At 45.3% G+C, this 13,252-nt stretch carries 14 protein-coding genes; 1 reads left to right on the top strand and 13 read right to left on the bottom strand.

Features of this window, described 5'->3' with window-relative positions; all coding sequences use genetic code 11:
- Positions 1–7: 7 nt before the first annotated feature.
- The 10 genes from ACPUEK_RS13370 to ACPUEK_RS13415 form a co-directional block, all read right to left on the bottom strand.
- Positions 8–655 carry a hypothetical protein gene (locus ACPUEK_RS13370; protein WP_425641038.1) on the bottom strand — a complete coding sequence of 216 codons (648 nt, stop codon included), beginning with the start codon at positions 653–655 and terminating at the stop codon, positions 8–10.
- 53 nt (positions 656–708) lie between these two features.
- The gene (locus ACPUEK_RS13375) at positions 709–837 is read right to left on the bottom strand and encodes a hypothetical protein (RefSeq protein WP_425641039.1); all 129 of its coding nucleotides are present in this window, start codon (positions 835–837) and stop codon (positions 709–711) included.
- 213 nt (positions 838–1,050) lie between these two features.
- Positions 1,051–1,935 carry a DMT family transporter gene (locus ACPUEK_RS13380; protein ID WP_067219348.1) on the bottom strand — a complete coding sequence of 295 codons (885 nt, stop codon included), beginning with the start codon at positions 1,933–1,935 and terminating at the stop codon, positions 1,051–1,053.
- Between the two features lie 184 nt (positions 1,936–2,119).
- Positions 2,120–2,848 carry an SDR family oxidoreductase gene (locus tag ACPUEK_RS13385; RefSeq protein ID WP_067219342.1) on the bottom strand — a complete coding sequence of 243 codons (729 nt, stop codon included), beginning with the start codon at positions 2,846–2,848 and terminating at the stop codon, positions 2,120–2,122.
- 141 nt (positions 2,849–2,989) lie between these two features.
- Positions 2,990–3,721 (bottom strand): SDR family oxidoreductase, encoded by a 732-nt coding sequence (locus ACPUEK_RS13390; protein ID WP_425641040.1) that lies wholly within the window; start codon positions 3,719–3,721, stop codon positions 2,990–2,992.
- An 11-nt stretch (positions 3,722–3,732) separates the two neighbouring features.
- Positions 3,733–5,232 (bottom strand): xylulokinase, encoded by a 1,500-nt coding sequence (gene xylB / locus ACPUEK_RS13395; protein ID WP_425641041.1) that lies wholly within the window; start codon positions 5,230–5,232, stop codon positions 3,733–3,735.
- A 59-nt stretch (positions 5,233–5,291) separates the two neighbouring features.
- Positions 5,292–6,839, bottom strand: coding sequence for an FGGY-family carbohydrate kinase (locus ACPUEK_RS13400; RefSeq protein WP_425641042.1), 1,548 nt, complete (start codon positions 6,837–6,839; stop codon positions 5,292–5,294).
- A gap of 76 nt (positions 6,840–6,915) precedes the next feature.
- Positions 6,916–7,905 carry an ABC transporter permease gene (locus tag ACPUEK_RS13405; protein ID WP_425641043.1) on the bottom strand — a complete coding sequence of 330 codons (990 nt, stop codon included), beginning with the start codon at positions 7,903–7,905 and terminating at the stop codon, positions 6,916–6,918.
- The gene (locus ACPUEK_RS13410; RefSeq protein ID WP_425641044.1) at positions 7,898–9,406 is read right to left on the bottom strand and encodes a sugar ABC transporter ATP-binding protein; all 1,509 of its coding nucleotides are present in this window, start codon (positions 9,404–9,406) and stop codon (positions 7,898–7,900) included. The genes ACPUEK_RS13405 and ACPUEK_RS13410 overlap by 8 nt, the downstream gene beginning before the upstream one ends.
- 71 nt (positions 9,407–9,477) lie before the next feature.
- Entirely contained in the window at positions 9,478–10,401 is a 924-nt protein-coding gene (locus ACPUEK_RS13415) for an ABC transporter substrate-binding protein (protein WP_067037622.1), read from the bottom strand.
- 124 nt (positions 10,402–10,525) lie between these two features.
- Here ACPUEK_RS13415 and ACPUEK_RS13420 point away from each other — a divergent pair, with 124 nt between their 5' ends.
- Positions 10,526–11,623, top strand: coding sequence for a LacI family DNA-binding transcriptional regulator (locus tag ACPUEK_RS13420; protein WP_425641045.1), 1,098 nt, complete (start codon positions 10,526–10,528; stop codon positions 11,621–11,623).
- A 176-nt stretch (positions 11,624–11,799) separates the two neighbouring features.
- On the opposite strand, the gene ACPUEK_RS13425 is transcribed toward ACPUEK_RS13420, so the two are convergent.
- From ACPUEK_RS13425 to ACPUEK_RS13435, 3 genes are all read right to left on the bottom strand, one after another.
- Positions 11,800–12,216 carry a universal stress protein gene (locus tag ACPUEK_RS13425; protein ID WP_425641046.1) on the bottom strand — a complete coding sequence of 139 codons (417 nt, stop codon included), beginning with the start codon at positions 12,214–12,216 and terminating at the stop codon, positions 11,800–11,802.
- Positions 12,217–12,325: 109 nt separating this feature from the next.
- Positions 12,326–12,655 carry a hypothetical protein gene (locus ACPUEK_RS13430; protein ID WP_067037617.1) on the bottom strand — a complete coding sequence of 110 codons (330 nt, stop codon included), beginning with the start codon at positions 12,653–12,655 and terminating at the stop codon, positions 12,326–12,328.
- A 167-nt stretch (positions 12,656–12,822) separates the two neighbouring features.
- Positions 12,823–13,203 carry a hypothetical protein gene (locus ACPUEK_RS13435; RefSeq protein WP_067219321.1) on the bottom strand — a complete coding sequence of 127 codons (381 nt, stop codon included), beginning with the start codon at positions 13,201–13,203 and terminating at the stop codon, positions 12,823–12,825.
- Positions 13,204–13,252 lie beyond the last annotated feature (49 nt).

Genomic DNA, 13,252 nt, shown 5'->3' on the forward strand with positions numbered 1-13,252 from the left:
GACCTGATTACTTAATGTCGTCTTTAAAAACCCAGCCATCCTCTTTTAAAACTAAGGTTGCGCTTTGGCGACGCTCAGTATTAAGAAGACTTGCCATCGTTGGAAAAGCATTTTGAACACTGTCATTTCGAGCCCAGTCTTGAATACCAGTCGGCAACAAGGTGTAACGTACATGGGAAATGGTTTCGCCCATAGACTGCGTTGGCTCAGAGAACTCTAATACTTTACCCACATGGTAAGATGCCGCACATAACCCTTTAATGTCACCGGCCATATTGCTATTTGACGGTATTTCTTTAAAAGACTTCTGCCCCAAATCTGTAAGAGAATATACATTCAAGGTAATTGTGCTCGATCCATCTTCAAAAGCAGATTGGATGGTCTTCGTGTTACTTTCGACAGTCAGTAGACCTGCCTCTACCAATGCATCATATTGAGTGATTCTATCACTGTTTATTGAAATTAGCTTTTCACGCTCCGTTTGAGGAACATCAACGCTCACAGGGAAATCAAAGTCCCGAGTATTCAACATTAGGCAGTCTTGTGACATCTGGTTATTGATTGCGTATTTAAACGTTTCTTTGCTCACGTCTTCTGTCGGACTACAACCGGATAAAATAACGGCTGATGCAGCAGCAGCGATCAGTTTTTGCATGCTCCCTCCTTTAAAGTGTTCAAGTAGCGAGTAGTACAATCAAACCATCAGAATCAATGGTGATCATTATTGTCTGACGTCATAGAAATTTGATTGGTTGAAGAGGCTCCCAATATGCCTGACACCAACAACATTAAGCCAATCGAGCCAAACTTCAGCGCCTGTCCAAATAGATGTGTCATGTACTTTCCCTATGTGTGATGTAAACGATAGGAAATATTCTACGGAAAAGTCAGTACAGAGTACGCTGTAAGAACGAAAGGGGGATGTAAAGCATCACCTCGTGTCTTTGCACATATGCACGCTTACGCACACATTTTAATAAAAAGTTTAAACTGTGCAGATATGAACCGTTGAATGGATCAAAAATGCACAAGTTTGGTTAAGCGAAAGAATCAACTCGCTCGTTGTGAATAGATCACATACAGACCACTAACAATAACAATACTGGCACCCACAAGGGTCAAGCTGTCCGGAAATTCATTAAACACTAAATAGCCAATAATTGTAGCGAACACCAACAGACTGTAATTGAAGGGCTGCAGAATGGAAGCAGGTGCATACTCAAGTGCCTTCACTAATAATAATTGTGCCGCAACACTCATCACTGAAATTACGCCCAATAAGAACCACTCTTGCATGCTTGGCTCACGCCAAGCTGTGATACCAAAAAGCGTGGCACAAACACAGCCGACCAGCGCCATATACAATACATTGGTATTGAAACCATCGCCCGCCGAACTGACCTGTCGAGTAACGACATGATAACCAGCAAAACACAGCGCTGCCGACAAAGGTATCAGTGATTCGATTTTAAACACTTCTAATCCTGGTCGTAGGATAATCAGTGTGCCGACAAACCCCGCCATAACTGCCAACCAACAATTACGGCTAACGCGCTCACCTAAAATCGGAGCCGCCAAGGCAATTGCCATCAATGGGAACACTGCCATCAGAGCATGGGACTCCGCCAAACCAAGATAGCGTAGCGCTAAATTAAAAATCGCAATCTCGGCAATCGACAATAACGAACGGAACACTTGCAACTTAGGACGTACAGAGCGTAATGCATGACGAATCGTGCTGCTACGTGTCACCCATATAATCGCAAACAGAGCAAATACCCAGTAGCGAACGAGCACAACTTGCGCGACAGACATTTCCTGAACCAACATCTTTGTGACGGCGTCTTGAGAAGCGAAAACCAGCATAGCAGCCAAACACAACAGCACACCTTTACCCACCAGGCTACGCTCTACTTCCTTGCATGTCTGACTCATTCTTTAGTCGCCTTTCTATAGTCTTTTGCAGATCTAGAGGGGAATGCCGTAATTTATGGCATCATCCATTATATTAATTAAACGAATGTTTTTACTCGCTTTTGGCGCAAAGTTAAAGTGCGGAGGGAGATATTAATTTCTTAAAAGGGGGTGAGCTACTCAGTAGTCCCCCCTTAAATCAACCTTACATATCAAACGCAGACGGTAAGATAATCATATCTCGAATAGTGACGTTACGTGGTCGTGTTAGGATAAACATAACCGCATCAGCCACTTCTTCGGGCTCAATAATGCTGCCACTCTCTTTCGCTTTTTTCAGGTTCTCTTCGGGCCAATCTGCTAGTAAAGCACTCGCCACTGGGCCAGGAGAAACCGATGCCATACGAATACCATGGTCTTTTACTTGGCGACGAGTGGTCTGTACAAAGCAGTTGATCGCCCATTTAGAGGACGCATAAATCGGTTCCCACGGCACAGGATAATGGCCCGCGACAGAACCTGTTACAACGATATCACCACAACCGCGCTCGATCATATACGGTAGAACATTGTGGACATTTTTCATCACCGAATTTACATTCAAATTCAACATACGGTCGATGGCGTCTGGCGTTGTGTCAATCAAGTCACCGCCAATGTAGCTGCCAGCATTAGCATACAAAATATCCAATTGACCTGCTTTATCTAGAATGCCGGACAATAGCTGGTTACAACTCTCAGGATTCAGAAGATCAAGGACCAATGGGATAGCCTGTTCGCCCAATTCAGCGCACACCTTGTCCAACGCTGCTTGATCGCGATCCACTAAGACAACGCGAGCACCCGCGGCAATCATCTCTTTTGCCGACGCTAAACCGATACCTGATGCGCCACCAGTGACAGCGGCGACTTTACCTTCCAATTTTAAAGACATACTAAACTCCTAATTTTGACTCTCATTCGCTGAGATTTTCTTATTAATACGCTGCTTTTAACGCAGCAGCTGTCAAGCATGACAATGTGTTATCGTTAACATATTGTCCTAAAAAATAGATTCAAGGGACTCTAGATCGCGCTACCCCGCAACGAAACCACCATCAATTGGCAGTGCGACACCGGAAATCATGCTTGCAGCACTGCCTAGCAAAAACATAATTGGCTGCACTACTTCTAAAGGCTCAGCAAAGCGGCCTAACGGGATGCGACTTGTCATCGCTGCTGCTTTTTGTGGATCGCTCCATCCAACTTTTGCCATCGGCGTTAATGTAACAGTCGGATTGACGCTGTTAACGCGAATGTTATGAGGGCCCCATTCGGCACACATCACGCGTGTCATTGCATCCATTGCCCCTTTAGAAGCACTATAACTCAAGTGGTCTGTTAAGGACGCCAATGAAGCTTGACTGGAAACGTTAACGATCGCCCCCCCTTGTTGCTGCGCGATCATACGACGGGCGACTAATTTACTCATCATGGCCGTTGCACGCGCATTGATTGCCATTTGCTGATCAAATGCGCTGTCCGTGACATCCACACACGACTCTAATATGGCTAACCCTGCACAGTTAACCAACCCATCCACTCGATCAAGTTCAGCATCGACTTTTTCAATACCTGCCATGTCAGCTAAGTCTGCGGCAATCACATGGCAACCAGTCAAGTCACGGAGATCACTCAGTTTTTGCGCGTTGCGCGCCACTGCGGTTACCTCCGCTCCGACCAAACATAATTGTTCAACCGTAAACCAACCAATGCCGCTACTGGCTCCAGTCACCACAATGGCTTTTCCTTTTAAGTCTTCAAACATTTAAACTCTCCTCAGATACTTTCTGGATACAGCGCCAGCAACTGTTGACGGTAACGCTGATAGGCTTGTTCATAACGCGCCACATTGTCAGGATTCGGCGACACGGCTTGATCAGTATTCAGTGTTGAAAAGCGCTCGCACAATGCTTTAAGTGAGGTAAATTGCCCTTGTTGATTCAAGTGACACCAATGTGCTTGGATCGCCGCGCCTAACGCAGCAGATTCCGTTGACGTCGGACAGACCACTGGACAATTCATCACATCGGCCATCATCTGACGCCAGAGCGGACTGTTTGCACCACCGCCAATTAAGCGTAACTGCTGACTATCAATGCCTGACCCGCGCAACAGATCCATCCCTAAACGCAAACCAAAGGTGACGCCCTCCAAAGCTGAGCGCATAATATTGTCAGGGGTTAAATTTTCAGCGTTCATCCCCAGTAAACTGGCACTACTATTGGGTAACGCTGGGACGCGTTCACCATTCAAAAATGGCAACAAAGTTAACCCTTGCGCACCAATGGGCGAACGCTCAACCGCTTGCAGCATCTGCGTCAGATCCCAACCGAATAAATCACGATAGTGATTCACCGTGCCTGTCAGATTCATGGTGCAGATTAGTAGCAGCCAACCATTAGACGATGAGCAAAATGGCGCAATTAAAGGATGCTTGATATCAGGCGCTTGATCGCTATAGGCATAAAGCGTACCGGACGTTCCTAAACTGGCGGTTACCACTCCTTGCTCAATATTCCCCGTACCAATGGCCCCCATCATATTGTCACCGCCACCACTGGACACCAATACATCGTCACGCAAGCCCAATTCCAGACTAACTTCTGAGCGCACTGTCCCCACCGCTTGCTGTGCTTCAATCAGAGTTGGCAGCATGACTCGAAGTCGATCAGGATCATCAATCGTGGCAAGTACGGCATCGGACCAGCAACGTTGCCGAATGTCCAGAAAACCAGTTCCCGATGCATCACCGTACTCCATAACGTATTCACCGGTTAACCAATAATTCAGGTAATCATGGGGCAACAAAATATGCGCAACCTGAGCAAAGTCATCCGGTTCATTTTGCTTGAGCCAGAGCAACTTAGAGGCGGTATAGCCGGTCGCTACCGCCAACCCCAATGTGTCGATGCAACCCTTTGTGCCACCCAATGCAGCAACGATTTCAGCATTTTGTTCAGCCGTTTCGGTATCACACCAAAGCTTCGCTGGACGAATCACGTCCCCTGCATCATCTAGCACCACCAAGCCATGCTGTTGGCCCGAGACGCCGACAGCATCGATATCCATAGCCTGAAATGCGCCTCCAGATAAGGCGTTTTGAAAGGCATCGCGAAACGCCTGAATCCACCATTTTGGGTGCTGCTCTTGACGGCCATTACCTCCGCCAATTAACTCATGAGGCGATTCTCCTTGCGCAATCACGGCTGCTTTTTGCGTATCAAATACGACGACCTTGGTACTTTGCGTACCGCAATCCACACCTAGATACATCATGTTGTTACCTCATAAAACTATCTTGCTCAATCATGTCCCACACCTTGAAACGTCAAGCATTATTCGCGATTAGCGATATGCTTTAAGCGATGCATGCTGTCTTTCATGTCAAGATACAGTTGTTTATAGACTGCGAAGGTTTCATCGTAGCGCTCACGATTGTCGTGATTCGGAGTAGCACGATGTCTTAATTGGCACCAGTCTTTAATCTTACCGGCGTCATCAATCAAACCGATCGCGTCCGCCGCAAGAAATGCCGCGCCTAATGGGGCTTCGACTTCTTGCTCGATGGTGTAGATCTCAAAGTTGGTAATATCTGCAATGATTTGCATCCAAAGACTAGAATGCGCTGCGCCGCCCACGACGATTAAACGATCGTCTAAATGTTTTGCTGCACGCTGCCCACACTCAATATTGTGGCGCAAAGCAAATGTGACGCCTTCTAGTACGGCACGATATAGATGCGCCTTTTTGTGATACAAAGATAAGCCGACGAATGTACCTGTGGCATTGCTGTCCCAAATAGGACTGCGTTCGCCCATTAAATACGGCAAGAACAAAACCCCATTCGCACCAGCGGCCGTTTTTGCGGCTTGTAGTTCAAGCAATTCATGAACATCCACGTCATCTAAAAGATCCGCGGCTTGTTTTTCTTCCTGGCAAAACTGCTCACGAAACCAACTGATCGAGGCGCCCGCCGTTATGGCGCCGCCAAACATATAGTTATACGATTCTGCATTGGTCACATAAGGCATACTGACGAGACCATTTTTGGCGTCTACATCCGTATTGATAAAGCCCCAGCACATACTGGTGCCGATCATCGCTACATGATTACCAGGTTCAGTAACCCCCGCGGCCAACGTTGCCACCGCCGCATCAACGCCACCCGCTACCACCGGTGTACCCGGTACTAAGCCAAGCTCCAACGCCATCGTCTCAAGCATGCCACCCACAATTTCATTCGACGCCACTAAACGCGGCGGCATCATACGTTCAGGTATGCCTAATTGCTCTAATAGCGTCGCTGACCAAGTGCGCTGCTGCATGTCATAGACGCCACCAATGTTACCGGCAGAGCTATGGTCAACGGCGATTTCTCCGGTCAGCAAGTATTGAATGTAACTGTTTGGTGGCAGGAAAAGATGCGTTTTATTCCAGACATCCGGGCAATTGTGTTTAAGCCAGAGCATTTTTGTAAAGCCGTGATAACTATCAACGCCATTACCAGTGATTGTCTGCAACTGCTCTAAATCAAGCGATTCACGCACATACTGCACTTCTTTATCTGCACGGCGGTCCATCCAAATCAAGCATGGATAGAGCGGTTTTATATGCTGATCCACCGGAATCCCTGAGCCACCGTATAAGCTGCTGACACAAAGTGCTTTTATGTCGCTTGCTTGCACATTGGCTTTCGCTAATACGCCTTTGATCGTATGCTTAACTGCGTCCATCCAAACATCGGGCCACTGCTCAGCCCACATTGGTTTTGGTTGGTCAACCTGATAGCTGTGCGACGCCTGCGCAACAATACGGCCATCTTTGGACACCAACAGCGCTTTGGTACTCTGAGTACCAATATCAACGCCAATAACGTGCTCCATTCGCTACACCTCGTAATTAATTAACATCTGCACAAGGGGGTTGTGACGCTGCACAATACCTTGTGTCTTATGGGGGTTATTTGCTGTCGCGCGATCTGCTAATGTAGATGGCCAACAAAATGATGCCGCCCTTAATCACGTTTTGTACGTACGGTGAAACACCCATTAAATTGAGGCCATTATTCAGAACGCCTAGCATCATGGCACCGATTAAAGTGCCAATAATCGCTCCACGTCCGCCGGCAATAGCGGTGCCACCCAAGACTACTGCAGCAATCGCATCCAGTTCAAAGCCAACACCCATGTTGGGTTGACCGCTCATTAAACGTGACGTCAGTACAATGCCGGCAATGGCGGCCGTCACACCAGATAGGGTATACACCAGCATTTTGTAGCGCTTAACACGAACACCGCTTAAACGGGTTGCCTCTTCATTACCACCAATGGCATAGATATAACGCCCAATAGGTGTCTTATTTAGAATCACAAAGGCAATGATATAGACAATTATCATGACAATAATGGGCGATTGAATGCCCATAAATTCGCCACGACCAAGAAAAGAAAAGTCTTTGGGTAACCCCGAAATAGGATAACCACCGGTATAAATAAGCGCTAAGCCTCGCGCAATCCCCATAGTGGCTAATGTGACAATGATGGGAGGCATTTTGGCATACGCTACAAACGCACCATTGCCAGCACCAAACAGACCGCCAACAATTAAGCATTCTAGAATGGCCAACTCAGGCGGCAAGCCCATCATCATTAAGCCCGCCGCGACGGTGCCTGACAATGCCATGACCGCACCGACTGATAGATCGATGCCGCCAGTCAAAATGGCACAGGTCATGCCTACAGCAATGATGGCGTTAATTGATACTTGTCGAGCCACGTTACTAAGGTTGTTCGTGGTTAAAAAATTATCATTCACAAATGCCATAGCAATAAAAATGACAATAAAACCCAACAAGGGGTAAAAGATAGGCGACTGTCGCCACCGAGCTAGCTGCGTATTCATGGAATGTTTTCCTTGAGTCTTGTTAGTATTTTGCAAGGTATTACTCATGGCTGGCGCCTCCTGTTGCATAACGCATAATCTCATTCGAATTAACGTCAGCACCGGATAAGGTTTGCACGATCTCGCCCTGTTTAAATACAGCAACACGATCGCTGATACCCACAACTTCAGGCAGTTCGGACGAAATCATAATGATCGAAACACCCATTTCCGTCAGACCGCGCATCAAACGATAGATTTCCGCTTTAGCACCAACATCTATCCCCCGTGTCGGCTCATCAAAGATCAACACTCGACAGTCATGATTTAACCAGCGAGCAATCACCACTTTTTGTTGATTACCCCCGCTGAGATTGCCAACGATTGACTCTGCCCCTGGGGCTTTTACACGAACTTTTTCGATCAATGCAGTGATGTTGTCTGCTTCATCTCTTTGATCAATCCAACCAATTTTAGAGGTGTGTTTAGCCAGGTTGTTGATACTAATGTTCTCGCGGATAGAGAAAGGTAAGATCAATCCCTCTGTTTTGCGGCTTTCGGGTAAAATACCAATCCCCGCTAAGAGTGAAGCAGCCGGACTGTCCAGTTTCACGGCGACGCCGTGCATTTCTATCTCTTTATGATGTACTGGCGTAGCGCCAATTAACCCCATTGCAAGCTCAGTTCGTCCGGACCCTACAAGGCCGGCAAAACCAAGAATTTCACCTTTACGTAACTCGAACTGATTGATGGGTGTGTCTTTTTCAAGTTGAATAGCTTTCGCATGAATGACAATTTCATGATCCTCTTTATGATCATTTTTTGTGGGAAAACTGCTCTCAACTTTTCGACCAACCATCATCTCGACTAATTCATCTACACTGGTTTTTTGTGTATCCGCTTCACCAATAGGTTGTCCATCCCGCAGCACGACAATGCGATCACAAATGGCGAAGATCTCTTCCATGTGGTGGGAAATAAAGATCATGCCAACACCTTGTGATTTCAGCTCTCGCATGATCTTAAATAAATGCTCTGCTTCACTGGGCGTAAGTGTGGCAGTCGGCTCGTCCAATACTAAGATACGAGCATCCAGCGCCAATGCCTTCGCGATTTCGACAAACTGCTGCTCTGCTACACTCAAATGTGCCACAGGTTTGTCTAAGTCGATAGAAACACCTAAACGCTCAAACAGCGCTTGTGCTTCTTTTCTCATCTCTGCCGTCCGCATGAGCCCCAACCTATTAGTGACTTCACGACCTAGAAAGATATTTTCCACAGAGTTAAGATAAGGGATTAGGCTAAATTCTTGAAAAATGATGCCGATCCCTGCCTCAATGGCATTGTGATAGTTAGCAAAGACCATCGGCTTACCATCAATGTAGATATGCCCCGAATCCGGCTGGTAAATACCACACAGAACTTTCATCAGTGTTGATTTGCCTGCACCATTTTCGCCTAGCAAGGCTAAAATCTCGCCAGAATCTAATGACAAGCTCATATCTGATAAGGCTTTAACGCCAGGAAAGTTCTTAGATATTTGCTCAAGCTTAAGAAGGCTACTATTCATAACACTGTACCTATAAACAAATTACGAAAGCGCCCTCTTCAGTATGCTTCACTGAAGAGGGCTAAGAGAGATTACCAGTGGAAATCTGCTGCGTTTTCGCGGTCGATCAAATCGACGTCTACAGGTACCGTTTTAGGTACATTTGAACCCCAAAGCTTAGCCAAAGCTATGCCTAAGCCGAGGCGAACTTGGTCACGTGGGTATTGTGCGGAGGTTGCAATAAAATGTTCGTTGCCATCTGCGATTGTTTTAACAGCTTCTGGATTACCATCAACACTCACCAGCTTGACATCGGAACCATTTGATTCAATTGCGGTAAGTGCGCCTAGAGCACCAGTATCGTTAACACTGAACAGTCCTGCTAAGTTTGGGTTTGCTTGCAACATGTTTTCGGTCACCGTCATAGACAGGCTGCGCTCTTGTTTACCATTTTGTACAGCGACAATTTTCATACCTGGAAATTCCGCAATGGCATCTTTACAACCACGCACACGTTCCAATATTGGTACCACAGGAATACCATCCAGAATCGCGACATCACCTTTACCATTAAGATTCTTACCCAAATATTGGCATGCCATATAACCGGCATCATAGTTTTTAGAGCCAACAAAGGAGTCCAATGGACCTTGTGCTTGCGCATCAACGGCGACCGTCACCACACCAGCCTCGTGAGCGGTAAGCACGGCTGATTCAATACTGACCGAATCCGTAGGGTTCAACAAAATAATATCTACACCACGTTGAATCATATCTTCAACATCGTTGATTTGCTTCGAGACATCATGGTGGGCGTCGGTAATGATAACTTCAGCCCCAATCGAATCAGCGGCTTCTTCCAAGGCTTCTTTCATCACGACGAAATATTCGTTATTTAATTCTTGAAAAGACATACCGATCTTAAGTGTATCTGCCGCATAGGCGCTAGACATGGACGCAACGGCCAAACCGACACCTGCAGCGATAGAACACATAGTTTTTTTTGAAGTAGACATTGATAGGTCACCTTTAATTATTTTTAGAGTAAGGGTTTTTCAATGTTATCGTTAACATTGCACTTCAAAAAAAAGGACAAAATCCTCAAAATCGTATTATGGACATACTCCATAAGTAAGACGAATGATTCAATTGCTCAACTTTTATCACAATGTTATCGTTAACTTTTTAAAACTTAGCACAGTTTTTTCGCCTCAACAATATAGAATATTAATTATGTCGACACACAAAAAGAAAGCCACCATTACAGATGTAGCCCGGAAAGTTGGCATGACTACCATAACCGTCTCTCGCGCACTGAACACTCCGGAAAAAGTGAAGCAAGAAACGCTTAAGAAAATATTGGCAGCTGCACATGAGCTCCACTACGTCCCTAATGCCATTGCGCGTAACCTAAAAAGCCAAGAGAGTCGTATCATAGGACTGGTCACTGCCAGTATTGACAACCCTTTTTACGCTCATACATTTAAAGCCATCAATCGTATCGCGAAATCTCACAATTATTCTCTGATGTTATTTGATACAGATGGCTCCGAAGAGCTAGAGCGAAAAGCTATTGAAACACTGATGGGGTATCAAGCTTCTGGCATTATTTTATCCGCTGTATCCGATGCAGATGACTACACGCCAGCTTACTTACATAAACTCGAACTCACGCAAATTCCAGTTGTACAAATAGACCGGAAAATCTCATGTTCAAGCTTTCCAGGTGTCTATCTGGACAATTTTAACAGTGGCTATAAAGCCATGAAGTCATTACTTTCAAAAGGGTTCCAGAATATCCTTGTATTAGCTGGCCCCAAAGAATCTTGTATCACAATTGATCGTATTAACGGCATTCAAAAAGCACTAAAAGATTGCACCCTACCGATTTCCATAACAATTAAATACGGCGACTACCAGAAAGAAAAATCAAAAAACGCAATGCTAGAATGCATCAAAAGCGGGCAACGACCAGAAGCTATTTTTGGTTTAAATATCTTGATTACTATAGGTGCAATGGAAGCTTTACAGGAGGCAAAACTAGGTATTGATCAAGCACATATCATGAGCATTGATGATATTCCTTATTCTAATGCTTTTGGAAGACCGATCCCATGCGTTCACCACGACACATACGAATTGGGGGCATCAGCAGTAAGTATGCTGTTAGAGCTGATCAAGAACCCTGCAAAGAAAATCGAGGATGGCGCCATCATCGGAGTACTATCTGATTCGTAATGATGTCAACCAAAGCTGGGACGAAGCTTAGAATAAAAGTGAACTCAGAATCGAAGTAACTTTAACTACTAAAATTACATATCACTTTTGCGCTGCTGAACACTTAGCCCCAGCTAACAACACCCAACTCCTCTAAAGCATTTGATCTTTTTAAAGCCGGACTGATAAATTAAATATTAACGCACCACTAGTACTGAAATTTTTGAATAAGATGCAACATAACCTGCATTAGAAGCAAATATATGATCCGCAAGGCCCGGCACATGAGATGCCATAACAATCAAATCCGCATTATTTTCAACAGCAGCTTTTATCAACACATCATCTAAATCTACTGTAGGATCAGGGCAAATATAGGCTGCTGCTGTCACATTGGATAAACTGTACTTTTGAGCTTGTTCTTGACCAAACGCTGTCATCATAGATGTAAACTCAGCAGAGCCATGCGCTATGTTACTTGGCACAGAACTGGAGACTCCAACATAACATAATGGCACATCATAAAGATTTGCCATATCAGCCGCCGTTTTGAGTGCTTTTTCTAATCGATCGACATGCCCTAAATCTACAGGCACCATTATTTTAGTGTACATTTCAACCCCTCCTAGGTCAGAACCCTATGTTCTAAACCAATTGGTTGGTGAGTGTACCTTCAGTATTGCAGACGATTGGCAGAACAACAAACCATACTCGCTGTAAAGATTACGATGTCTTCAGCCCACGCTCATTCACTAGCGTTTTCAATTTAGACCTAATCAGACGATTTTCTAATTTTTGATTGATGATATTAGCCGCCAAGACAATCACAATCACCAAAGCCCACTCCCCCCAAGACTCATAAGGAGCTACCACAACGGTGGGCAATATCCACACAAACAAAGCATTGATTAAAACCAGAATAATAATACCGTTCAGAAAGTATCGAGGTCTTCGCGTTCTTTCCTTCGCTTGATCGATCAGCTCTTGGATAACTGCATTGGACTCAGAAAGTAACGCGGGAAACTCTTGTTCCAGCCATTGCGAATGGTTCATGGACCCTCCTTACACCATAACGCCTATTTTTAATGACTCAAAATTTCACCATTTAGCAAAGAAAAAGGCAAATTTTTGTCATCACATCAAGCGTTATTGTAAGAAGCTCAAAGCGGAGGGGTTACGGGGGAATCTAATCCCCCAACATCATTGAAAAGCATGATAACTTAATAAAAATCATCGCTGGCTTTCGTTTCAACAGGGTGCCCATTGAAAAGTGATATTAATAATGCCGAAATTCGCTCATGCATGATCACAGTATGATGATTACCGCTTTCCTGCATGTGCGTGCGTAAGGCATCACGAACGGACTTTATGCCTGTTACATCAATAAGAATATCGATCTGCGCACTGTCTACGAGTAGATCATACATGTCCGTTGTCACTGGAATATTATGTTCCTTCGCCAACAACATTCCCGGTGCCTGCATGTTAGTATCCGCCACACCTAAAATCTCGACAAATTCCGCTGTAAACAGTCGGTCTAGCAGCTCTAAACCCGCATTACCCGCACCAATTACCGCGATTTTAAATTGACCCGCTTCCATTTTTCTTCCTTGTCTTGTCACTAATTATTGTCAGCAACAAGACACGCAG

The organism is Marinomonas gallaica (assembly GCF_049821165.1).
GTDB lineage: Bacteria > Pseudomonadota > Gammaproteobacteria > Pseudomonadales > Marinomonadaceae > Marinomonas > Marinomonas gallaica.

Excerpts from the sequence above, each read along its gene's own strand:
- ACPUEK_RS13385 (WP_067219342.1), bottom strand. The coding sequence starts at position 2,848 with ATGTCTTTAAAATTGGAAGGTAAAGTCGCCGCTGTCACTGGTGGCGCA.
- ACPUEK_RS13435 (WP_067219321.1), bottom strand. The coding sequence starts at position 13,203 with ATGGAAGCGGGTCAATTTAAAATCGCGGTAATTGGTGCGGGTAATGCG.
- ACPUEK_RS13415 (WP_067037622.1), bottom strand. The coding sequence starts at position 10,401 with ATGTCTACTTCAAAAAAAACTATGTGTTCTATCGCTGCAGGTGTCGGT.
- ACPUEK_RS13425 (WP_425641046.1), bottom strand. The coding sequence starts at position 12,216 with ATGTACACTAAAATAATGGTGCCTGTAGATTTAGGGCATGTCGATCGA.
- ACPUEK_RS13375 (WP_425641039.1), bottom strand. The coding sequence starts at position 837 with ATGACACATCTATTTGGACAGGCGCTGAAGTTTGGCTCGATTGGCTTA.
- ACPUEK_RS13380 (WP_067219348.1), bottom strand. The coding sequence starts at position 1,935 with ATGAGTCAGACATGCAAGGAAGTAGAGCGTAGCCTGGTGGGTAAAGGT.
- ACPUEK_RS13400 (WP_425641042.1), bottom strand. The coding sequence starts at position 6,839 with ATGGAGCACGTTATTGGCGTTGATATTGGTACTCAGAGTACCAAAGCG.
- ACPUEK_RS13430 (WP_067037617.1), bottom strand. The coding sequence starts at position 12,655 with ATGAACCATTCGCAATGGCTGGAACAAGAGTTTCCCGCGTTACTTTCT.
- ACPUEK_RS13390 (WP_425641040.1), bottom strand. The coding sequence starts at position 3,721 with ATGTTTGAAGACTTAAAAGGAAAAGCCATTGTGGTGACTGGAGCCAGT.
- ACPUEK_RS13420 (WP_425641045.1), top strand. The coding sequence starts at position 10,526 with ATGATTCAATTGCTCAACTTTTATCACAATGTTATCGTTAACTTTTTA.
- ACPUEK_RS13370 (WP_425641038.1), bottom strand. The coding sequence starts at position 655 with ATGCAAAAACTGATCGCTGCTGCTGCATCAGCCGTTATTTTATCCGGT.
- xylB (WP_425641041.1), bottom strand. The coding sequence starts at position 5,232 with ATGATGTATCTAGGTGTGGATTGCGGTACGCAAAGTACCAAGGTCGTC.
- ACPUEK_RS13405 (WP_425641043.1), bottom strand. The coding sequence starts at position 7,905 with ATGAGTAATACCTTGCAAAATACTAACAAGACTCAAGGAAAACATTCC.
- ACPUEK_RS13410 (WP_425641044.1), bottom strand. The coding sequence starts at position 9,406 with ATGAATAGTAGCCTTCTTAAGCTTGAGCAAATATCTAAGAACTTTCCT.